This window comes from Reyranella sp. (genome assembly GCF_036558665.1).
Classification (GTDB): domain Bacteria; phylum Pseudomonadota; class Alphaproteobacteria; order Reyranellales; family Reyranellaceae; genus Reyranella.
In genome coordinates, this window is record NZ_DATBFE010000073.1 from 46,739 (window position 1) to 66,694 (window position 19,956).

A 19,956-nucleotide genomic window follows, 5' to 3' on the forward strand; every position below is an offset into this window, starting at 1 on the left:
GCGCCTCGCGACAGTGACACCCGACGTGCTCCTCTCCCCGCGGCAACCCGCCTATAGTAGCAACATGACTCTGCTGCGCGCTGCCCTGTGGGCCGTCGTGATCGCGGCCACGACGTATCTCCTGGTGGCAGGCCGCGGGCTTCTGCTGCCGCTCGTGCTGGCACTGGCGCTCTGGTACATGATCGACGCCATGGCCGACGCGATCGAGCGGCCGCGCCTTGGCCGTCTCCATATCCCGCGGCCGCTGGCGCTGCTGGGCGCGGTGCTGATCATGAGCGGCATCGTCACCGTGATCGCCCAGACCATCGGCCACAATGTCACCGCCGTCGCCGATGCCGCGCCCGCCTACGAAGGCCGCCTGCAGCATCTGATCGACCAGGCCGCACAGCTGATCGGCATCGAGCAGTCGCCCACGATCAGCGACCTGTTCTCGCGTATGAGCCTCGCCGAGACGGTGGGCGGCGTGGCGCGCGCCGCCGCCACCGTGGTGAGCGTGGCCGGCATCGTGCTGATCTATACCGGCTTCCTGTTCGTCGAGCAGGTCCACTTCGGCCGCAAGCTCAGGCTGATCTTCGGCGCTCGTGCCCAGCGCGCCCGGCTGCGCTCGGTGCTGGAGCAGATCGACCGCGACATCCGCGTCTATCTGCGCATCAAGACCACGCTCGCCGTCGTCACCTCCGGCCTGGCTTACGCCGTGATGCGCTGGGTCGGCGTCGATTTCGCCGGGTTCTGGGCGGTGATGGTATTCTTCTTCTACTACATTCCGACCGTGGGCTCGATCCTCGCCATCGCGGCACCGGCATTGCTGACGCTGGTGCAATTCGATCACCTCACGCCGTTCCTGATCGTGCTGATCGTCATCGGCACCATTCAGATCGTGACCGCGAACGTCATCGAGCCCGCCATCATGGGCCGCTCGCTCAATCTCTCACCGCTGGTGGTGATCGTGTCGTTGATGGTGTGGAGCACGATCTGGGGCGTGGTCGGCATGTTCCTGTGCGTGCCGATCATGGTCGTGCTGCTGATCGTGCTCGCGCATTTCGAGACCACGCGTCCCGTGGCGATCCTCCTCTCCGCCGACGGCCGCATTCCCGAACCGCCCCATGAACCGGCCGAGACGACGGCCAATTGACAAGCGTGCGACTGCCCGCCCGCATGAGCCCATCCGTGATCTATCCTGCCTTGCGACCGGCATCTCTCCGAAAGGAAAGTCTTTGGCGGGCGATCCGGCGTCCCTCTTCGCTGAGCCGCACGCTCTCGCCCGCATAGTCGATCCAGGTACGGCGGGCGCACTCGCGGGCGACGGCAATGCCTTCGTCGGGTCTTATGCCGAGCCGCTCGCCGATGATGGCAATCGCATGCCAGGCTTCCGGATTCTCGGAATGCTCCAGCAGCGCGCGGCAGAAGGCCCGCGCATAGATATGGTTGGATCGCATGGAAGGCCGGAAGACCAAACAGGACGACGGTTGAAGATGCCACGATGATGCAAAACCTGCGCCATCGTCCAAGGAAATGTGCCGCGGCCTGACGCCGAACCGCTTGACGCGGTTGCAACGGAGCTTCAGGTTGAGCCTGCCTGGCGAGGCGGTCCCTTGGGTGGGAGGACGAGGCCGAGGGGCCTTATTTCACTCCGCCGGGCACGGGAGCCCTCCCCATTATTTCGAGGGCGCATCTATTTCGACGTCGTAGATGCTGGCCCCTCGGCTGCCTGGACCATCTGCACCCCGGCCAGGCGCAGCGGCAAAGCCCCCCAGTCGTTAACGGCTTGTGCCGCAAAGCTCTCACCGGTCTTCAACTGCGCGCAGCTCCCCCGCGCGCCCACGGGCGTTCAAGCGGCGCCTCCCCGATCGGCGAAGGCAAAGACCTGCTTTTGCCGACCTCGGCGGGTGCGTTTCCTGATGACCGTGGCCAGCGCAGCGCCAATGTTGTAGCAGTATCAGTGGGAATTTATCCGCTTGCGCTGCAGCGAAGAACGAGGGTCAGGCGTGTCCGGGGGAGGGTCACAATGGCGGCTCGGATCATCATCCAGCATGTGTCGGCTGCGAAGGCCAACCAGATCGAGCAGTTTCCCGTCGACGGCCTCGCCGAGCTCAGCATCGGTCGTGATCCAGGTTGCAACATCGTCTTCGATTCGGGACGCGACGACTATGTCAGTCGCCGCCACGCCGCGATCCGCATCGAGAACGGCGAGCGCTTCAAGCTTGTCGACCTTGGCAGCCGCAACGGCACGCGGCTGAACGGCGAGGTGGTCACGGCCGAGACCGAACTGTCGCCCGGAGATACCATCGAGCTGGGTGCCGGCGGGCCGCGATTCACCTTCGATGTCCAGCCCCGGCCCGCCACTTTCATGGCGCGCACACGCATCATTTCGAAGGATGTCGCCGCGACGCGCATCCTCAGCCCCGCGTCCGGCAATGCGCCGGCGAAGGAGGCAGCAGCGACGCCCCTGGCGGCCCAACCCGTGACGACTGGCATCGGCCGCAATACCGTCATCGGCATGATGGCCGCGCAGCAATCGCGGACCAACCGCAACTGGACGTATGTCCTGGCGGGTGTGCTGTTCCTCGTCGCTGCCGGCGGCGGCGGTCTCTACTACCACAACAAGATCAAGGCCGACGAGGCGGCGGCCGAAATGGCCCGGCAGGCCGAGCAGCTCAAGGCGCAGAAGGAATCCGCCGCCGCCGAAGCAGCCCGGCAGGCCGCCGCGCTGCAGGCGCAGAAAGCGGCCGCCGAGCAGGCCGCAAGAAGGGCCAAGGAGGAAAGCGATGCGGCCCTGAAGAAGGCAATGGGCCTCGGCCCACGCGAGATCGTCCGCAAATTCGGCAACGCCGTCGTCCTGATCGAGGTGCAGTGGCGGCTGTTCGACCAACCTTCCGGCAAGCCGCTCTTTCACAAGGTCGTCACCGTGAAGGACAGGAAATATCCGGCGTATGTCCAGCTCGGGAACGACAAGTTTGTCCGCTGGCTCACGACCGAAGACGAGAACCAGACGAACATTCCGATGGGCATCGCCGCCCAAGGGAGCGGCTTCGTCATCAGCAGCCAGGGCTATCTGTTGACCAACAAGCACGTCGCAGCGGGCTGGACGGTGAGATATTCGCGTGACGCGGGCTTCCAGAGGGGAGTGGCATTCGACATCCGCCAGAAGCAGCCACCCTACTTCTTCAATCCGTCGGAGCAGGACGAACTGAGGCTCTGGATTCCGGAGCAGGGCGTCGTGTTCCGTCCCGACATTCAAATGCCGGTCGACGGACGATTGCACCCCCTCGAGGGGCGCAATGATCAGCTCGATGTGCGCTTCCCCGGCAGCCCTCTGCGGCTGGCCGCGCGGCTGATGCGCGTGTCAGTCGAAGCCGATGTGGCCGAGATCAAGGTCGACAGCGAGCAGCCGCTGACGGCGGTCGAGCTGTCGGACGGCAGCACTGCACCGGTCGGCGAACAGGTTACGGTGCTCGGCTATCCCAGTTTCTCGGATCAGGTGATGTCGCGCGCGCTCATTCCCTCGACCGAGCTCGGTAACCGCAGCCAGCATCAGGAAGTGGTGCCCGAGCCGACAGTCACCAGCGGCAACATCTCCCTGATCAGCACCGGCGTGCAGCGCAGCGGCGGGCTCACGACTGTCGGCGTGGGGGACGCCTATCAGCTCACCGTGCCCAGCACGCACGGCAATAGCGGTGGTCCGGTCTTCGACCACACCGGCAAGGTGATCGGGATCTTCACCTACGGGACGGCGCGCGAAACCACGACCTACGCCATCCCGATCAAATTCGGCATCGAGCTGTTCAAGGTACAGCGCGCCACGCCGAAATAGCGCGGCCACGATTCCTCGGTCCACGCCGCGACCCCGGCGCAACGCCACCGACATCGTCGTGGCGATCCGCTACGGCCAAGGTCGATAGCGACAACACGCCTGACGGCCCTCGCGACGTTCGAAGTCCAGGCACTCGGCGGCCGCAGTCCGGGTGAAGGCACGAGTTCGCAGGGACCCGCGACCGTTCATCTGGCCGCGGAGAAATGGTCACAGGGCGGGCTGCCGACCGCCCTCGTCCAAGGCATCAAGGGCTTATCAGCCAACGTGCGTTCTCGATCTCAAAAACCGGACGCGCGCGGGAAAACTTCCTGTTGCGCGGCCGCCCGCCCCTTGCGTTCTACGGGCCGGGTCTTTGGTCATCACTGTTGGGAGTGATCCATGATCATCGAGGGCGAGTGGGAGCGCATCGATCCGGCAAAACCCAAAGCCAAGTTGGACAGCCAGGCGAAGCCGGTGAAGGTCGAGCCCGTCGAGGCCGATCCGCCCAAGGGGGAGGAACAGTATCTCGCCGCGGCGGTCGAGGCCTATTTCGAGCAGTCCGGAACGGCCCAGGCCGCGCGAAGCGCGGTCGCCGAGGAGCAAAGCGATGCATTCAAGCAGAAGCTGGCCGGCCTGAAGGAGCATCTCAGGGAGCGCGATCCGAAGGGCTAAACAAGTCCTTCGTGATGGTGCTGCGCGGGGGTGAGGCCCGGGGCCGCAGAACAGACGCTGCCCTCGCTACTTCCCGCGTGAGCCCTTGGGTGACGCCCACGGCAACATGCGTTGGCCACTGCGCAGCCGCACGCTCCACCGCTTCTTGCGCTTCTTCTTCCGCGCCTTGGCACGCTCCGGCTCACCCATCAGGAGCGGCAACTGATCGAGCACGTCGCGGCCTTTGTCGGTGAGGGCGACTCGGTAGTCGGCGCGCGCCACCAGGAGCCCGTGCCCGATCAGCAGCGCCACGATCGCGTGCGAAGCATCCATGGGATAGCCCTCCGGGCTCCTGCCGCACCGCTCCAGTATCGCCCACAAGATCGTTTCGGCCCGCGCTGCCATTCGCCCCAAGCTAGGACGGGCCGGCGCCGCACTCCAGCGATTCGTGCGCCGTCTGCGTGGACTACTGGATGACGTCGTCGGCGCGAGCGAGGACAGACGGCGGAATCACCAGGCCAAGTGTCTTCGCAGTCCGGAGGTTGAGGACGAGCTCGAACAAGTTCGGTTGCTCGACCGGAAGGCTGTCAGGCGGCGCCCCCTTCAGAAGCTTGTCGGCATAGTCCGCGCCGCGTCGGTAAACGGCGGCGAGGTTGGGGCCGTAGGAGAGCAGCGCGCCCGCCCGCGCGAAGTCGGTATAGATCGACACTACGGGCAGCGTCCGGCCGGCTGCGAGGTCAAGGATCTCCCGGCGGTGCGCGGTGATGGTGCCGTCGTCCATCACGAACAGCGCTTGCGCGCCGGCAGCGGCGGCGGCTTCGAACGCGGCGGCATAGTCGTCCGGCCGTTGGACCGGCGTGCGGACGAAGGTGAGGCCGAGTCGGTTGCCCCGTCGCACGACTTCGTCGACGATCAGCACCGCGCCAGGATTGTCGGCCTGATAGAGTGCCGCCATGCGTGCGAGGCCGGGCATGATCTCGCGCATCAGCTCGACGCCCTTGGGGCCGAGCGCGTCGGGCATGAAGCTGATGCCGGTGATGTTGGCGCCTGGCCTGGCAAGGCTCGCCACCAAGCCCGACCTCACCGGATCGGCTACGCGCATGATAATCACCGGCACCGTGGTGGTCGCGTTCTTGGCGGCCCGCGCGGCTGGCGTGTTGACCGCCACCATGACGTCCACCTTGGCGTCCAGCAGTTCGCGCGCGAGCGCCGGCAGGCGGTCGCCGTGGCCGGCTGCACTGCGCAGCTCGATAGCGAGCGTCTTGCCCTCGACGTATCCCAGCTTGCGGAACTCGTCCTGCATCGTCTCAAGCAGGCCGGGCTGCAGGTCCTGGGCGAGGATGCCGACGCGGCCTGGCCGCACCGTCTGCTGCGCCTCGAGCCGCGACGGCTGGCCGAGCAACACCAGCCCAATCAGGAAAGCCCCCCGTCCCAGCATCATCGCTCGCCCCCAAAGCTGCGGCAGCTTATCCTGTTTGTGCGCGGCACGCCTCAATCCCGGCCGTGCCGATTGCTGTAGAAGACGAGCGCCATCAGGCCGACGCCCAGGCCGAGCGTGGCCACAATCCCGAGCGTCATGGCGATCCAGCCGTTCGTGGACATGCCGGTACCTTCCTCGCCGCCGGCGATGCTCCAACCCTCGTAGAGGATGACGAGCGCCAGCACGAGCATCACCACCAGCAGCGCCACCGTCATCCACGTGCCCTTTCGTCCACTCGTCCTCAACGCGTGCCTCGCACCATCGCTCGAAGGTCCCGACAGGTAAGGGACTCTGTGGCGCAGAGGTTGCATAGATTCCAGGAGCAGGCATAGTCGTCCGCGACAAGATGCCGATCCACTGGACCATATCCCATCCGACGCGCCTGGTCGTCGCCGTCTGCAAGGATGTAGTCAATCGCCTCGACATCGAGGCTTATCTCGACGGGGTCGTGGTCGAGGGCGCCATGCCCTACCGCAAGATCTTCGAGCTGCACGCCGCGGTCTCCGGTCTCAGTGACGACGACATGATGGCGCTCGGCGCGCGCATCCAGGCCTATGCCGCGGCGCCCGAACCGATGGGACCGCTGGCGATCGTCGCACCCACTGACGAGCAGTACGAATATGCGCGGCGCTACGCGACGCTCGCCGCCGCCCGCCGGCCGCTCAAGATCTTTCGCGAACTGCACGTTGCACGCCGCTGGCTCGATTCGCTCGAGAGCGGGGAATCGAAGGCCTGATGCTCCGAGGAAGCCTGCTTGCGCCGGCGCTTGCCGCAGCCCTCGCGCTGCCCGAGCCCGGGCCTGCCTTCGCCTGGGGGGCGACCGGCCACGAATATGTCAGCGGTATCGCCGCGCAGACACTGCCGGACGAGCTCCCCGCCTTCGCACGCACCCCGGAAGCGATCGCCACCATCGCCGTCCTGGGCCGTGAGCTCGACCGCTCCAAGGGCGCGGGGCTCACGCACGACAGCGAGCGCGATCCCGGCCACTATGTAAATCTCGACGATCAAGGCGAGGTCGCCGGGGTCTTCCCGCTCGAAGAAGCGCCGCTCACGCGCGAGGCCTACGACACGAAGCTGCGCGCCCGGGGTTTCACGCAATACAAGGCAGGTTACCTGCCGCTCTCCATCGTCGATGGCTGGCAGCAGCTCGTGAAGGACTTTGCCTACTGGCGCGCCGCATCGGTGGGCGCACGCACCGCGGCAGGCGCGGCCGACCGCGCCTGGTTCGACCAGGACCGCCGGCGCCGCGAGGCACTCACCATCCGCGACCTCGGCATCTGGAGCCACTATCCAGGTGATGCGAGCCAGCCCCTGCATGTCAGCCAGCATTTCGATGGCTGGGGCCCCTTTCCCAATCCGCGCGGCTTCACGACCAGGCGCGGCACCCATGCGTGGTTCGAGGGTGCGTTCGTACGCGCCAATGTCGAACGCGCCGCAGTGCTTGCCGCGATGCCCGCCTACCGGCCATGCATCTGCACCATTCAGGACAGGGCGCGGGCGGTGATCCTGGAAAGCCACCGCGAGGTGATCCCGTTCTACGAGCTCGAGAAGGCCGGCGCCTTCACCGACGGCAACCCGAACGGCATCGCCTTCGCGACCGCACGCCTGGCGGCTGGCACGGCCGCCGCGCGCGACATGGTCGTCGACGCCTGGCGCGCCAGCGCTGACGTGGGAGTGGGCTATCCGATGATCAATGTGCGCGACATCGAGAGCGGCAAGCACATCCTCACACGGGACGATTTCGGAAGGGATTGAGGAAAGCCTGCCGCCGCAAGAGCACGGCGTGACGGATGAAGCTCACAGGGTCAGGGGACGCGGGCCCGGGTTCAGGAAGCCGAAGGTTGCGAGGCCGAGATTGATCGTTCCCAGGCTGCCGGCGCGGGCGCCCTTGGCCTTGCGGAACGCATCGAGGCCGGCCTTGCCTTTTGCTACGCCCGCCGGGCTCGCCTCGTTGGTTGCCATGAGCAGCGGCAGGTCGTGCGCGTTCTCCGCGCGCGCGAGTTCGCGCAGGACCGTCGTCAGGCTGGCCTCGATCCTCTCGTCACCCCATGCGCCGCCGAACGGCATCGAGATCGCTGTCCGCGGGAAGACGATAAAGCTCACCGGGAAATTATTGTCCCACCGTCCCGGGTTCAGCTTCCGGACGCCGAGGTCGAGGCCGACGCGGTGCGAGCATTCGCCGAGTGCGTGATTCCAGCCGCCCACGTCGACGAAATAGAAGCCGCACTGGCGGTTCTGGTCGTGACGCACCGCGAGACCGAAATCGCCCAGTTGAACGCTGTGCTCGCTCCGCAGATAGCGGTCGAGCGCGCCGAAGGCCACCTTCGATGCGTCGACATAGGAATTCTGGCGAAACTCGGTGATCGCACCCATCGCACGTGCCAGATTGCGCGGCGTGGTCGAGACATAGTAGCCGGGCCTCGGGTCGCCGAACCGCGCCTGCTGCACCACCGGAAACTGCACCGGCAACTTCGGGTTGCCGCCGGGGTGAAAGCCCGGAGCCGTCCGGTCGATCTCGATCTGCTTGCCGGTGACGAACGGATGGGCGGAAGCGGCACTCGCCACTCCGAACCAGCCCTGTGCGACGTTGCCGGCGTTTCCCAATGTATCGTCGGGATTGAGACGAAGCGGACCGTAGGCGGTCGGCGAGCCGTCGAAGTCCAGGTTCACATGGCCGAAGAACACAAAGGCCAGTGCCCTTTCCGGGGCCGCATCCAGCGACACCCGGGTGAGGGCGACGTCCAGGAAGTCCCGACCGTTCCGCCATCCACGAAAATCCTTGAACAGCAACTTGGCCATGGAAACGGCTCCCCTCGCACAGAGTCCGCAGCCGATCTTCGTTCGATGGACGGCGGCTCGCGTCGACCATGGCCGGATTCGGGACTCTTGAAAAGGCCGGACGCTGCGGTGCGTCCGCTGGCGGCACGCGGATGGCCGCGATGCTCAGGGGCTGGCGTGACTCGTGGTCGAGGGATCCACGTAGGACAGCTTGCTTCGATTGAGGAAGTACTCGTCCTTGGGAAAGAGATCGGTGTTCACATCGTGATCGGATCGCGGATCGTTCGGGCCCCACATCCGTGCCGGTTTCCGGGTCAGCCTGGCCAGAATGCGGTCCGGATTCCAATTTGCGGCGTCGAGATACTTCCGCACCTCCACGGAGTGAAGCCGGGCTGCAAGAAGATCCTGGGAATACGCGATCGGTCGATCGCTGCCGATCGCGACATGGAAGAAGCTCGAGGGTGGATGCTATCGCGGCAAGGTGCGCTACCTCGCCGAAGACGAGCGACCTCAACCGGCCTGTCACGCGCGAATTTTGTGCCGAGTGTGGGACCCACGCGGCCATCCGGTGGTCCGACTTTCCGGCCGACATCGCCAAGCTCGGGACGCTCGACGATCCGACCCTGTTCGGCTCACCTCACTGAAGGGCACCGACGACGTTGGGGACAACGGGCGGCGCAGAGGTTCGCGCTACGGCTCAGGAGCGCTCAGCGCATCTTCCAGCCCAGCCGCCTGAAATACTCACAGGCAATCTCGTCACGCCAGGCTTCGGGCACGACCCCATGCAAGGAGAACCAGCGGATGGCACGCAAGAGCCAATCCGGAAATTCGGCGACGAACCTCGCCCGATCGACGTATCGCATCGGCTTCCCCAATCCCACTCCGACAGACTAGCAGACCATGGCGCCTCGGGCAGGATCATTTTTGCGTCCGCCATGGCTAGACGTAGTCGACCGCACGTTCGAGGGCGAGGCTGAGGCGGGGATTGGTGTCGGCGACCGCCAGCGCGCGGTCGGTCAGCGCGCGGCGCAGATCGATCTGAAAGCCGCTGGGCTCGTAGCTGTACCTTTCGAGATCACGGAAGCAGGCGGCGACAGCCTCCCGGATGGCAGCAAATTGCGCCACTTCATCGGGCGTCGACAGGGCGATATTCTCTATCTCCTCGACGCAGCGCGCCATCCGCTCGCTTGGACCGGTCCAGTCCATGACGACGCTGTCCCCTCAGTGGCGTACGCTCTGGATGATGTCGCACAACACGGGAAAGCTGCGCTCGATTGAATCGCCGTCGTCGCCTGGCCCGTGCTCGGCATGGAGGTAGGAGTTGAGCCTGCCGGCATGGTTCCGGGCGACCGCGAGCACCTCGAATACGCCGACCTCGCCCATCCCGTCGACCTGGCGCATACCGACACTCCTGAATTCGAAATACTCGCGCGTCAGCTCGACCGTGCGATCGGACGCATTGATGCGGTTGTCGGCAGTCATTTCGCCGAGGCTGCGCGCGATGCCGACGGTCGCCGGAACAGTCACAAGTCCGCTGTGGACGCTCGTACGCACGGTCATGAACTCGCTGGCGAAGGCGCGCCGGATCGCGATCGCCGCCGCCAATGCCCGGGTCGCATGACCGTCGTCGCCGTCGTCGGTGGTGAAAACCGCGATCAGCCCGTCGCCCCGGGATTGCACGACCGTTCCCTTGTATTGGTGGATGTAGTAGCCGAGCGTCTCGTGGACGCGCCGGGCGAGCTCCGCCATGGCCGGCTGTCCGACCGCATGCACCAAGCTCGGAAATCCCTCGAAGCGCCCCACCATAATCGTGCCAAAAACCTTCGACGCCTGTCCCTCAGGCGCCGGGTCGGCGATCGTTTGCATGGTCCCTCCCGAATTCAGCGCGTACGCCGCACCACCCACACCCCCCGTACCCGACGCGAGTCATAGCCCGCGCGGCCGCCGCCGCTCAACGCCTTTTGTGTGCCAGCTCGGTACCTCTTCAGGACATGGCCAGGCGGAGCCGTAACCCGGGCTAGGTAAGGCGGGTCGCCTCGTCGATCAGTTCCTGAGCGGCGATGTCCAGGAGCTCGTCCTCGGCCGTGCCGTCGAGCACCCGTTCCTTGCCGATCTCAAGCAGTACCGGTACGGCGAGCGGAGAGATGCGATCGAGACGGCGGTATTCGATCCGGCCCTTGGCGCGCTTCAGGAGATCGCCGAGGCGCTTCAAGTCGGCGAGTTGCCAGGCCGCGTCCTGACGCGTGGCCCGCAGCAGGATGTGATCTGGCTCGTGCTTGCGCAGGGCGTCATAGATCAGGTCGGAACTGAAAGTGACCTGGCGGCGCGACTTCTCCTCGCCCGGGAAGCGGCGCTCGATCAGGCCCGCGATCACGGCGACGTTGCGGAAGGAGCGGCGCAGCATGGTGGACTCATCCATCCACGCCTCGAGATCGTCGCCCAGCATGTCCTCTTCGAAAAGCTGGTCGAGCTGCGCCTTGGTGGGCGGGCGGAGGCCCCACAATGCCAGTACATAATCGGTAGCGACGAAGCCCAGCGGCTTCAGCCCCGTGCGCTCCATGCGGCGCGTCAGCAGCATGCCGAGCGTCTGATGCGCGTTCCGTCCTTCGAAGCAGTAGGCGACGATGAACTGCTTGCTGCCGCGCGGAAATCCCTCGATCAGGAGATTGCGGCTGTCAGGCAGGGTCGAGCGCCAGCGCTGCAGGTTCAGCCATTCGCGCACCTCGGCCGGCAGCTTGGGATGCCGCGCCGGGTCCTCCAGGATGCCGCGCACACGGTCGGCAAGGAAGGTCGACAGCGGCAATCGACCGCCACCATAGGCCGGCACCTTGGGATCGCCCGTGGTGGCGAGCGAGCATTGCGCCACCAGCTCCTTCACGCCCTCGAAGCGCAACAGGCGGCCAGCGAAGACGAAGGTATCGCCGGGCACAAGACCCTGGATGAAGGCCTCCTCGACTTCCCCCAGCACAGGCCCCCGCCGGAGCCTCACCTTCAGAAGCGGCAGTTCGACGATGGTGCCGACATTCATCCGGAACTGGCGGGCCACCATGGGCGAAGCGAGCATCCAGCGGCCGTCGGGCAGCTGCTTCAGCCGATGCCAGCGCTCGTAGGCCGCCAGCGCGTAGCCGCCGGTCGCCACGAAGTCGAACGTGTCGTCGAAGTCCTTGCGCGCAAGGTCGCGATAAGGCTGTGCCCGGCGTACCTCGTTGAAGAGGACCTCGCGGTCGATGGGCCGGGCGCAGGCGCTGCCCACGATATGCTGCGCCAGCACGTCGAGGCAGGCGGGCCGCGGCGGGTCGCCGTCGAGCTCGCGCGCCTCGATCGCCTCCAGCGCCGCCAGCGATTCCAGAACCTCGAAGCGGTTGGCCGGCGCGATCATGGCGCGGCTCGGTTCGTCGAGCCGATGGTTGGCGCGGCCGATCCGCTGCATCAGGCGGCTTACCCCCTTGGGCGCCCCCATCTGGATCACGAGATCGACGTCGCCCCAATCGATGCCGAGATCGAGCGAGGAGGTCGCGACCACGGCGCGCAGCTTGCCCGCCGCCATCGCCGCCTCGACCTTGCGGCGCTGCTCGATGGCCAGCGAGCTGTGATGCAGCCCGATCGCGAGATTGTCCTCGTTGATGCGCCACAGGCGGTCGAACGTGAGTTCAGCTTGCGCGCGCGTGTTCACGAACACGATCGAGGTGTTGTGCTGGCGTATGATGTTGTAGACCTCGGGCACGGCGTGCTGCCCCATATGGCCGCCCCATGGCAGCCTTTCGTGGGCATCGATGATCGTGACTTCGGGCGATGCGCCGGGCTCGCCGTGCACGATCTCGACCTTCTCGGCGCTCAGGCGCAGATAATCGGCGAGCTCGGCCGGATTGGCGACGGTGGCGGAGAGGCCGACGAAGCGCGCCTGCGGCGCAAGCGTTGCCAGCCGCGCGAGGCCAAGCGCCAGATGATGGCCGCGCTTCGAGGTCGCGAAGGAATGCAGCTCATCGACGATGACCCCGCGCAGGCTTGCGAAGAACTTCTCCGAGTCGGGATAGGAGAGCAGCAAGGCCAGCGACTCGGGTGTCGTCAGCAGCAGGTCCGGCGGCCGCTCGCGCTGCCGCAGCCGCCGGCTCTGCGGGGTATCGCCCGTCCGGCTTTCGGCGCGCACCGGAAGCTGCATCTCGGCGATGGGCGTCTCGAGGTTGCGGCGGATGTCGGTCGCGAGCGCCTTGAGCGGGGAGATATAGAGCGTGTGCAGTTCTCCCTTGCCCTTGACGTGCGCCAGGTCCTTGCCGGCGTGTCGGCGCCGGGTGAGCTCGATCAGGGATGGCAGAAACCCCGCCAGGGTCTTGCCGCCGCCGGTCGGCGCGATCAGGAGAGCGCTCTCTCCCCGCGCCGCCAGATCGATCAGCGCGAGCTGGTGGCGCCGGGGCGTCCAGCCGCGGCTTTCGAACCAGCGTGCAAACAGGTCGGGAAGCCCCATATCTGCGGGACAAGATGCTTTGCTTTCAATGGCGACTGACACCCTGAATCCCACCCCTTCGAGTTCGCGGACCTGGCTCTACCCCACGCCACGGGGGCTCTATTGCGCGCCTGGAGATTTCTACATCGATCCGGCCGTCGCCGTACCGCGCGCCGTGATCACCCATGGTCACGGCGACCACGCGCGGCCCGGACATCGCAGCGCGCTTGCCACGCCCGAGACGCTTGCCATCATGCGAGCACGCTTCCAGGACATGCCCGATACCCGGCAGCAAGCGCTGAAATACGGCGAAACCGTGCGGATCGGCGACGTGGACGTGAGCCTCGTTCCGGCCGGTCATATTCTCGGCTCGGCCCAGGCGGTGCTGGAGCATAGGGGCCGGCGCATCGTCGTTTCCGGCGACTTCAAGCGCCGGCCCGACCCGACCTGCCCGGCTTTCGAGCCGGTGCCCTGCGATGTCTTCATCACCGAAGCGACCTTCGCGCTTCCCGTCTTCCATCATCCCTCCGATGCCGGCGAGATCGGCAAGCTCCTGCGCTCGCTCCACACCTTTCCCGAGCGCACCCATCTGGTGGGCGTCTACGCTCTCGGCAAGTGCCAGCGCGTGATCAAGCTCCTGCGCGCCGCTGGTTATGACAAGCGAATCTGGCTGCATGGCGGTTTGGCTTCACTGTGCACGCTCTACCAGAAGCACGGCATAGATCTCGGCGACATTGCGCTGGTGTCCGACGCCGTGCTCGAGACATTCAAGGGCGCAATCGTGCTTTGCCCGCCCTCGGCCATCGCCGACCGCTGGTCGCGACGTTTTTTTGAGCCCATCCCCGCCATGGCCTCGGGCTGGATGAGCGTGCGCGCCCGCGCCCGTCAGCGAGGCGCCGAACTGCCACTGATCATCTCCGATCACGCCGACTGGAGCGAGCTTACGCAGACCCTGAGGGACGTCGGCGCACCAAGAGTCTGGGTCACGCATGGCCGCGAGGAGGCGCTGGTCCATTATGCCCGGTCGATGGGCATCGAGGCCGAGGCGCTGCATCTCGCCGGCCGCGAAGAAGAGGACGAGTCCTAGGTGCAGGCCTTCGCCGAACTGCTGGACTCGCTTTCCTTCCAGCCGGCCCGCAACGCCAAGCTGCGGCTGATTGAAACCTACCTGCGCGAAACCCCTGACCCCGACCGCGGCTGGGCGCTGGCGGCCCTGACCGGCGGGCTCGACTTCGCGGGCGCCAAGCCGGCGCTGTTGCGCTCCTTCGGCGAGGACAAGATCGGCGCCGAGCTGTTCCATCTTTCCTACGACTATGTCGGTGATCTCGCAGAAACCCTGGCGCTGATCTGGGAAACCGATCCGAACGCCGGACCGCCGCCCAGCCTGGGCGAGGTCGTCGAGACGCTGCAGCGCGCTACGAAAATGCAGACGCCGGCGATCCTGAAACGGTGGCTCGATGCCCTCGATGCCACGGGCCGGTGGGCACTCCTGAAGCTTCTCACCGGCGCGCTGCGGGTCGGCGTGTCGGCGCGACTCGCCAAGCAGGCCGTCGCCAATGTCGGCAGCCAGCCGGTGGCCGAGGTCGAGGAGGTGTGGCACGACCTCGCCGCACCCTATCGGCCGCTATTCGACTGGCTGCTGGCCGGCGCGCCCAAGCCCAAGAGCAACATGGGTGGTGCTTTCCTCTCGCCCATGCTCGCCAATCCGATCGACCGCGCGGAGCTCGACACGCTCGAGCCGGCGCACTTCCGCGCCGAATGGAAATGGGATGGCATCCGCGTTCAGGTCGCATCGTCGGGCGGCGTGACGCGGCTCTACAGCCGCGCCGGCGAGGACGTTTCGGGCGCCTTTCCCGACATCATCGAGGCCATCGACTTCGATGGCGTGTTCGACGGTGAGTTGCTGGTGCGTCGGGAGGAGTCGGTGGCACCTTTCAACGACCTGCAGCAGCGGCTGAACCGCAAGTCCGTCACGCCCAAGATGTTGAAGGAGCATCCTGCGCACGTCCGCCTATACGACGTACTGTGGCTGGAGGGCCAGGACCTGCGCACCCTTTCCTTCGACGAGCGACGAGCACGGCTCGAGGCCTGGATGGCCGAGAAGCCGCGTCAGCGCTTCGATCTCTCGCCGCTGGTACGCTTCACCGACTGGGCGCATCTCGCCAAGCTGCGCGAGGGGATGCGCCAGGACGGTATCGAAGGGCTGATGCTGAAGCGCGGCGACAGCCCCTATCTTGCCGGCCGGCCGAAGGGACCGTGGTTCAAGTGGAAGCGCGACCCGCTGCTGGCCGACTGCGTGATGATGTACGCGCAGCGCGGGCACGGAAAGCGCAGCTCCTTCTATTCCGACTACACGTTCGGCTGCTGGCGCGAGACAGCGGACGGCAAGCGCGAGCTGGCGCCCGTCGGCAAGGCCTATTTCGGTTTCACCGACGAGGAGTTGCGCTGGCTCGACAAGTGGGTGCGCGACCACACGACCGATCGCTTCGGTCCGGTGCGCGAGGTCGAGCCCAGGCTGGTGCTGGAGGTCGCCTTCGATGGCGTGGCGCGCTCGACGCGGCACAAGTCAGGCGTATCGCTGCGCTTTCCCCGCATCAATCGCATAAGGACTGACAAGCCTGCCGCCGAGGCCGACACCGTCGACAACCTGCTGCGCCTCGTGCCAAGAGCAGGCCATGAAGAGACCGCCTGACGCCTCGCCGACGCAAACCCACACACTGCCGGTGGAAGAGCGCAGGATGCACGGCCGCGCCCTGCGCGGTCGTTGCCCGCGCAGGGAGCAAGCAGCGTGGCGGCCTGCCGCCAATCGGCGCGATCCGATCGAGATCCTGATCGAGCAGGGCGAAAGGCGGCTGCAAGAACTGCTGCCGCTCCGCTATGCGCGCATGAAGGCCTCGCCTTTCGCCTTCCTGCGCGGCGCCGCCGCGGTGATGGCCGCCGATCTGGCCGCGACCGCGTCGACCGGTCTTTTCGTCCAGGCTGCCGGCGACTGTCACTGCCTCAATTTCGGCGGCTTCGCGACGCCCGAACGACGGCTCGCCTTCGACATCAACGACTTCGACGAGACGGCGGTAGCGCCCTGGGAGTGGGACCTGAAGCGCCTGGCGACGAGCTTCGCCGTCGCGGCCGGGGATGCCCGGGCACGCAGCGACCTCGCCCAAACGGTCGCACGCGCCTACCGTGAGGCCATGGCCGGGCTTGCGGCGACGCCGGTGCTCGACGCCTGGTACCAGGCGCTCACCATCGACGATGCGGCAACCGCCGAGGCCATCGGCGTCGACGATCGCGTCCTGAAGAAGGCCGACAAGGTGCTCAGGCACGCCGCCGACATGATCTCGCTGCGCCACAGCGGCGGCAGCGCACCCCGGATCGAGGACCAGCCTCCGCTCGTCTATCACCCGCCGGCTGGCGAAGCCGATGCCTTTCGTTCGGCTGTCGAGGCCATGCTCGCCGACTACGAAGCCTCGCTGATACCCGAGCGGCGGACGCTTTTTCGACGCTACCGACTGGTCGACGCCGCCTACAAGGTCGTGGGAGTAGGCTCGGTGGGCACGCGCTGTGGCGTGCTGCTGATGCGGTCGGGCAGCGGCGAGGCGCTCTACCTGCAATTCAAGGAGGCGGCGCGCTCGGTCCTTGAGGCCCATGCCTGGCCCAGCCCCTATGCCCATCACGGCGAGCGCGTGGTACGCGGCCAGCGCCTGTTACAGGCGGCCAGCGATATTTTCTTGGGCTTTGCGACGGGGCCTACCGGCCGGCACATGTACGTGCGCCAGTTGCGCGATGCCAAGATAAAGCCGCAACTGGAGACGATGTCGTGGCGCAGCCTTCGTCGCTACGCCTCGACCTGCGGCGAGGTACTGGCGCGGGCCCATGCGCGCACGGGCGACGCGGTGCTCCTTTCCGCCTACCTTGGCAAAGGCCCTGCGTTCGACGAGGCCATCGGCGCTTTCGCGCTCGCCTACGCCCGACAGACTGAATTGGACCATGCCGCACTCCTGCAAGCCATAAAGGAGGGCCGTTTGCCGAGTGCGGAGCGGGATTCTTAAGGCCCTTGCAGGGACTGTGACCCGTCCCCATTATCCGGACGTCATGATCGATCCGTTTGGCCGGCATATCACCTATTTGCGCGTCTCGGTGACCGACCGCTGCGACTTCCGCTGCGTCTACTGCATGGCCGAGGATATGACCTTCCTCCCCAAGGCCGACGTACTGTCGCTGGAGGAGCTGGAGCGTCTGTGCACGGCGTTCGTGCGGCGTGGCGTCAGGAAGCTGCGCATGACCGGCGGCGAGCCGCTGGTGCGCAAGAATGTGATGTCGCTGTTTCGCGGCCTCGGCCGCCATCTCGACAGCGGCGCGCTCGACGAGCTGACGCTGACCACCAACGGCAGTCAGCTGGCCAAATATGCGCCGGAGCTGGCCGATATCGGCGTGCGCCGCGTGAACGTCTCGCTCGATACTCTCGACAAGAAGAAGTTTCGCGAGATTACGCGCTGGGGCGACCTCGATCAGGTGATGCACGGCCTCGACGCCGCCCAGCAGGCCGGACTCCGTGTCAAGATCAACGCGGTCGCGCTACGGGGCGTCAACGACGGCGAGTTCGAGGACCTGATCCGCTTCAGCCATGGCCGCGGCATGGATCTGGTGCTGATCGAGGTCATGCCGATGGGCGAGATCGGCGGTGAGAACCGGTTGGACCAGTATCTGCCGCTGTCGCTGGTGCGTACCGAGATCGCCCGGCACTTCACCCTGACCGAGACCGACTATCGCACAGGCGGGCCGGCGCGCTACTTCACCGTCGCGGAAACGGGCGGTCGGCTCGGCTTCATCACGCCTCTCACCCACAATTTCTGCGAAAGCTGCAACCGAGTGCGGCTCACCTGCACCGGGACTCTTTACATGTGCCTCGGTCAGGAGGACGCCGCCGACCTGCGCGCGCCGCTGCGCGCGTCCGAAAGCGATGAGTTGCTCGACCGGGCCATCGACGAGGCGATCGCACGCAAGCCCAAGGGCCACGATTTCATGATCGACCGCCGCCACACCGCTCCCGCCGTGCGGCGCCATATGAGCGTCACCGGGGGCTGACGCCGCTCACGCGGCCTGCCCGGACCGCGTATCTCCTGTCTTGATCTGTGCTCGCCGCACCGCCTCGCGGTGCGAGATGTACATGGCGCTGCCGAAGATCACCGCAGCACCGACAAAGGTCCAGACATCGGGATGCTGGCTGAACAACAGGAAGCCCAGCAGGGCATTCCAGAGAAGCGACAGGAAGCCGATCGGCTGAAGGAGCGTGATGTCGGCGAGTTGGTAGCCGTTCTGCTGGCTGAGATGGCCCAGCGTTCCGCACAGGCCCGCGGCCACGAACCACAGGATGTCGGTCCAGGCGGGCGTTTGCCAGAACCATAGGGCGACGGGAGCAGCGAACAATACGATCGTGAGGTTCTGCCAGATCACGATCGTGTTGGCCGAATCGGTGCGCGCCAACCCCTTCGAGATCAGGTTCGAAGCCGAGAAAATCGGCGTGCTGGCCAGGATGCAAAGAGCACCGATGCCGATGTCGCCGAACCCCGGCCGGATGATGATCATGGCCCCGGCGAAGCCCACCAGCACTGCAATCCAGCGCCGCAGCCGGACATCCTCGCCGAGGAACAGCGCGGCGCCGATGGTGATGAAGATCGGGCCGGTGAAACCCAATGCCGTGACGCTGGCGAGTGTGGTGAGCGGCAGCCCGACGAACCACAGGAACATGCCCCCGGTATGGAGCGCGCCCCGAAAGACATGCAGGCCCGTGCGTCGTGTGTACATCGAGGCGTACAAGCCGCGCCGCAGGACGATCGGCAGCAGAAACATCGAGCCGAAGAAGTAGCGAAGGAACGACATCACATAAGGATTGAGATGTTGCGCCGGGATCAACGTGAACACGTTCAGGAGCGCGAACAGGACGCCCGACAGCCCGACCCAGAGAATGCCGCGAAGGTTGGGCGAAAGCGCGTTCCAGCGCAGTGCGACCGAAGACATCAAGGATGAAGCCACGCGCCGACTATGTCATAGCGGCTGCAACGGCACACGATGCGGCGGACGATGGATTTCGAAGCGCGAGCTTAATCGGCCGCGGTCGCGGTGGCGGGCGGAACGGACCGACCCGCGGCCTCCTCGCGCAGTTGGGCGACCCGCTCCATCAGTTCCTCGAGATAAGCATCGTGGATGCCGAGCGCTCGCGCATGCTCGGCCGTGTTCGCGAGATAATCGCGGCAGGCGCCACGGCGGCCTTCGGCGAAGGCGATGTGATGCGCGGTCCGCTCCATCGACAGGTCGCCGCAATACTGGCAGTGGCTCGTATCGACCTCGAACGTCACGACCGTCACCGTGCGGCCGTCGCGCAGCCTGGCCGCTATCCAGCGTGGCTTGTAAACGCCCGACAGCATCTCGCGATTCCACACGATGGCGAGCTCGCTGCGCACCTGGTGCGGCGCGAGCCGATAAGCGATGCCCTCGCAGCTTCCGCCCTGCTCCAGTGCCAGCATGAGACCCGGCAATTCCGGCGTGCCGCGACCCATCGGCGTCCAGAAGCAGAAGGACCGACGCAGACCTTCCACGAGGCAGGGCGACGATTCGGCATACTCGATCACCGGATTCCACATCAGCGAGCCGTAGGCGAACACCCAGGCATCTTCTCCCGGAGCATAGCGGCCAAGCGCCTCCGTCAGGCTGGCCTCGCGTTGCTCGGCGGTCAGAAAGAAATCGTATCCGGCCTGGTGGGCGTCCCGGACGATCTGCTCGATCCGCTCGTGGCTGAGTTCCTCACGCTTGAGCAACGCC

21 protein-coding genes are annotated in these 19,956 nt (G+C 66.2%); 9 read left to right on the top strand and 12 right to left on the bottom strand.

The features are described 5' to 3' along the window. Nucleotides 1–64: 64 nt before the first annotated feature. Nucleotides 65–1,132: an AI-2E family transporter gene (locus tag VH499_RS11950; protein WP_332052957.1), complete on the top strand. Its 1,068-nt coding sequence runs from the start codon at nt 65–67 to the stop codon at nt 1,130–1,132. Nucleotides 1,133–1,172: 40 nt separating this feature from the next. On the opposite strand, the gene VH499_RS11955 is transcribed toward VH499_RS11950, so the two are convergent. Next, nucleotides 1,173–1,436: a hypothetical protein gene (locus VH499_RS11955; protein ID WP_332052958.1), complete on the bottom strand. Its 264-nt coding sequence runs from the start codon at nt 1,434–1,436 to the stop codon at nt 1,173–1,175. 569 nt (nt 1,437–2,005) lie between these two features. On the opposite strand from VH499_RS11955, the gene VH499_RS11960 reads away from it, so the two are divergent. Together VH499_RS11960 and VH499_RS11965 are read left to right on the top strand one after the other, a co-directional pair. Continuing rightward, the gene (locus tag VH499_RS11960) at nt 2,006–3,811 is read left to right on the top strand and encodes a trypsin-like peptidase domain-containing protein (RefSeq protein WP_332052959.1); all 1,806 of its coding nucleotides are present in this window, start codon (nt 2,006–2,008) and stop codon (nt 3,809–3,811) included. A 378-nt stretch (nt 3,812–4,189) separates the two neighbouring features. Then, nucleotides 4,190–4,462 carry a hypothetical protein gene (locus VH499_RS11965; protein ID WP_332052960.1) on the top strand — a complete coding sequence of 91 codons (273 nt, stop codon included), beginning with the start codon at nt 4,190–4,192 and terminating at the stop codon, nt 4,460–4,462. A gap of 66 nt (nt 4,463–4,528) precedes the next feature. On the opposite strand, the gene VH499_RS11970 is transcribed toward VH499_RS11965, so the two are convergent. From VH499_RS11970 to VH499_RS11980, 3 genes are all read right to left on the bottom strand, one after another. After that, on the bottom strand, nt 4,529–4,846 hold the full coding sequence (locus VH499_RS11970; protein ID WP_332052961.1) for a hypothetical protein: 318 nt from the start codon (nt 4,844–4,846) through the stop codon (nt 4,529–4,531). A 61-nt stretch (nt 4,847–4,907) separates the two neighbouring features. Beyond that, nucleotides 4,908–5,882, bottom strand: coding sequence for an ABC transporter substrate-binding protein (locus VH499_RS11975; protein ID WP_332052962.1), 975 nt, complete (start codon nt 5,880–5,882; stop codon nt 4,908–4,910). A 50-nt stretch (nt 5,883–5,932) separates the two neighbouring features. Beyond that, nucleotides 5,933–6,136 carry a hypothetical protein gene (locus VH499_RS11980; protein WP_332052963.1) on the bottom strand — a complete coding sequence of 68 codons (204 nt, stop codon included), beginning with the start codon at nt 6,134–6,136 and terminating at the stop codon, nt 5,933–5,935. A gap of 131 nt (nt 6,137–6,267) precedes the next feature. Between VH499_RS11980 and VH499_RS11985 the strand changes: the two genes are divergently transcribed. After that, the gene (locus VH499_RS11985) at nt 6,268–6,657 is read left to right on the top strand and encodes a hypothetical protein (RefSeq protein ID WP_332052964.1); all 390 of its coding nucleotides are present in this window, start codon (nt 6,268–6,270) and stop codon (nt 6,655–6,657) included. After that, nucleotides 6,657–7,676 carry a hypothetical protein gene (locus VH499_RS11990; RefSeq protein WP_332052965.1) on the top strand — a complete coding sequence of 340 codons (1,020 nt, stop codon included), beginning with the start codon at nt 6,657–6,659 and terminating at the stop codon, nt 7,674–7,676. Before VH499_RS11985 ends, VH499_RS11990 begins: the two co-directional genes overlap by 1 nt. 42 nt (nt 7,677–7,718) lie before the next feature. Here the strand turns inward: VH499_RS11990 and VH499_RS11995 are convergent, their stop codons facing one another. From VH499_RS11995 to VH499_RS12020, 6 genes are all read right to left on the bottom strand, one after another. Further along, nucleotides 7,719–8,720, bottom strand: coding sequence for a hypothetical protein (locus VH499_RS11995; RefSeq protein WP_332052966.1), 1,002 nt, complete (start codon nt 8,718–8,720; stop codon nt 7,719–7,721). 144 nt (nt 8,721–8,864) lie between these two features. Beyond that, complete coding sequence (locus VH499_RS12000) at nt 8,865–8,996, bottom strand: hypothetical protein (protein ID WP_332052967.1); 132 nt, start codon at nt 8,994–8,996, stop codon at nt 8,865–8,867. Between the two features lie 410 nt (nt 8,997–9,406). Then, nucleotides 9,407–9,562 carry a hypothetical protein gene (locus VH499_RS12005; protein WP_332052968.1) on the bottom strand — a complete coding sequence of 52 codons (156 nt, stop codon included), beginning with the start codon at nt 9,560–9,562 and terminating at the stop codon, nt 9,407–9,409. A 76-nt stretch (nt 9,563–9,638) separates the two neighbouring features. Further along, nucleotides 9,639–9,905 (bottom strand): hypothetical protein, encoded by a 267-nt coding sequence (locus tag VH499_RS12010; protein WP_332052969.1) that lies wholly within the window; start codon nt 9,903–9,905, stop codon nt 9,639–9,641. 15 nt (nt 9,906–9,920) lie between these two features. After that, nucleotides 9,921–10,565: a hypothetical protein gene (locus VH499_RS12015; protein ID WP_332052970.1), complete on the bottom strand. Its 645-nt coding sequence runs from the start codon at nt 10,563–10,565 to the stop codon at nt 9,921–9,923. A 151-nt stretch (nt 10,566–10,716) separates the two neighbouring features. Next, the gene (locus tag VH499_RS12020; RefSeq protein ID WP_332052971.1) at nt 10,717–13,161 is read right to left on the bottom strand and encodes a ligase-associated DNA damage response DEXH box helicase; all 2,445 of its coding nucleotides are present in this window, start codon (nt 13,159–13,161) and stop codon (nt 10,717–10,719) included. A gap of 28 nt (nt 13,162–13,189) precedes the next feature. Here VH499_RS12020 and VH499_RS12025 point away from each other — a divergent pair, with 28 nt between their 5' ends. Genes VH499_RS12025 through moaA form a run of 4 tightly spaced genes read left to right on the top strand, consistent with a single transcriptional unit; the run spans nt 13,190 to nt 18,222 of the window. Beyond that, nucleotides 13,190–14,227: a ligase-associated DNA damage response exonuclease gene (locus VH499_RS12025; RefSeq protein ID WP_332052972.1), complete on the top strand. Its 1,038-nt coding sequence runs from the start codon at nt 13,190–13,192 to the stop codon at nt 14,225–14,227. After that, nucleotides 14,228–15,832 carry a cisplatin damage response ATP-dependent DNA ligase gene (locus VH499_RS12030; RefSeq protein ID WP_332052973.1) on the top strand — a complete coding sequence of 535 codons (1,605 nt, stop codon included), beginning with the start codon at nt 14,228–14,230 and terminating at the stop codon, nt 15,830–15,832. Then, a complete protein-coding gene (locus VH499_RS12035; protein ID WP_332052974.1) occupies nt 15,816–17,186 on the top strand; it encodes a DUF2252 domain-containing protein in 1,371 nt (456 codons plus the stop codon). Before VH499_RS12030 ends, VH499_RS12035 begins: the two co-directional genes overlap by 17 nt. 43 nt (nt 17,187–17,229) lie before the next feature. Next, on the top strand, nt 17,230–18,222 hold the full coding sequence (gene moaA / locus VH499_RS12040; RefSeq protein WP_332052975.1) for a GTP 3',8-cyclase MoaA: 993 nt from the start codon (nt 17,230–17,232) through the stop codon (nt 18,220–18,222). A 6-nt stretch (nt 18,223–18,228) separates the two neighbouring features. On the opposite strand, the gene VH499_RS12045 is transcribed toward moaA, so the two are convergent. Both VH499_RS12045 and VH499_RS12050 read right to left on the bottom strand, forming a co-directional pair. Continuing rightward, nucleotides 18,229–19,170 carry a DMT family transporter gene (locus VH499_RS12045; RefSeq protein ID WP_332052976.1) on the bottom strand — a complete coding sequence of 314 codons (942 nt, stop codon included), beginning with the start codon at nt 19,168–19,170 and terminating at the stop codon, nt 18,229–18,231. A 68-nt stretch (nt 19,171–19,238) separates the two neighbouring features. Continuing rightward, entirely contained in the window at nt 19,239–19,952 is a 714-nt protein-coding gene (locus VH499_RS12050) for a gamma-glutamylcyclotransferase (RefSeq protein ID WP_332052977.1), read from the bottom strand. Nucleotides 19,953–19,956 lie beyond the last annotated feature (4 nt).

Bases quoted from the DNA above. Each gene is read 5' to 3' on its own strand.
- VH499_RS12025 (WP_332052972.1), top strand. From the start codon at position 13,190: ATGGCGACTGACACCCTGAATCCCACCCCTTCGAGTTCGCGGACCTGG.
- VH499_RS11965 (WP_332052960.1), top strand. From the start codon at position 4,190: ATGATCATCGAGGGCGAGTGGGAGCGCATCGATCCGGCAAAACCCAAA.
- VH499_RS12035 (WP_332052974.1), top strand. From the start codon at position 15,816: ATGAAGAGACCGCCTGACGCCTCGCCGACGCAAACCCACACACTGCCG.
- VH499_RS12015 (WP_332052970.1), bottom strand. From the start codon at position 10,565: ATGCAAACGATCGCCGACCCGGCGCCTGAGGGACAGGCGTCGAAGGTT.
- VH499_RS12005 (WP_332052968.1), bottom strand. From the start codon at position 9,562: ATGCGATACGTCGATCGGGCGAGGTTCGTCGCCGAATTTCCGGATTGG.
- VH499_RS11970 (WP_332052961.1), bottom strand. From the start codon at position 4,846: ATGGCAGCGCGGGCCGAAACGATCTTGTGGGCGATACTGGAGCGGTGC.
- VH499_RS11975 (WP_332052962.1), bottom strand. From the start codon at position 5,882: ATGATGCTGGGACGGGGGGCTTTCCTGATTGGGCTGGTGTTGCTCGGC.
- VH499_RS11950 (WP_332052957.1), top strand. From the start codon at position 65: ATGACTCTGCTGCGCGCTGCCCTGTGGGCCGTCGTGATCGCGGCCACG.
- VH499_RS11985 (WP_332052964.1), top strand. From the start codon at position 6,268: ATGCCGATCCACTGGACCATATCCCATCCGACGCGCCTGGTCGTCGCC.
- moaA (WP_332052975.1), top strand. From the start codon at position 17,230: ATGATCGATCCGTTTGGCCGGCATATCACCTATTTGCGCGTCTCGGTG.
- VH499_RS11990 (WP_332052965.1), top strand. From the start codon at position 6,657: ATGCTCCGAGGAAGCCTGCTTGCGCCGGCGCTTGCCGCAGCCCTCGCG.
- VH499_RS11980 (WP_332052963.1), bottom strand. From the start codon at position 6,136: ATGACGGTGGCGCTGCTGGTGGTGATGCTCGTGCTGGCGCTCGTCATC.
- VH499_RS11960 (WP_332052959.1), top strand. From the start codon at position 2,006: ATGGCGGCTCGGATCATCATCCAGCATGTGTCGGCTGCGAAGGCCAAC.
- VH499_RS11955 (WP_332052958.1), bottom strand. From the start codon at position 1,436: ATGCGATCCAACCATATCTATGCGCGGGCCTTCTGCCGCGCGCTGCTG.
- VH499_RS12020 (WP_332052971.1), bottom strand. From the start codon at position 13,161: ATGGGGCTTCCCGACCTGTTTGCACGCTGGTTCGAAAGCCGCGGCTGG.
- VH499_RS12000 (WP_332052967.1), bottom strand. From the start codon at position 8,996: ATGTGGGGCCCGAACGATCCGCGATCCGATCACGATGTGAACACCGAT.
- VH499_RS11995 (WP_332052966.1), bottom strand. From the start codon at position 8,720: ATGGCCAAGTTGCTGTTCAAGGATTTTCGTGGATGGCGGAACGGTCGG.
- VH499_RS12010 (WP_332052969.1), bottom strand. From the start codon at position 9,905: ATGGACTGGACCGGTCCAAGCGAGCGGATGGCGCGCTGCGTCGAGGAG.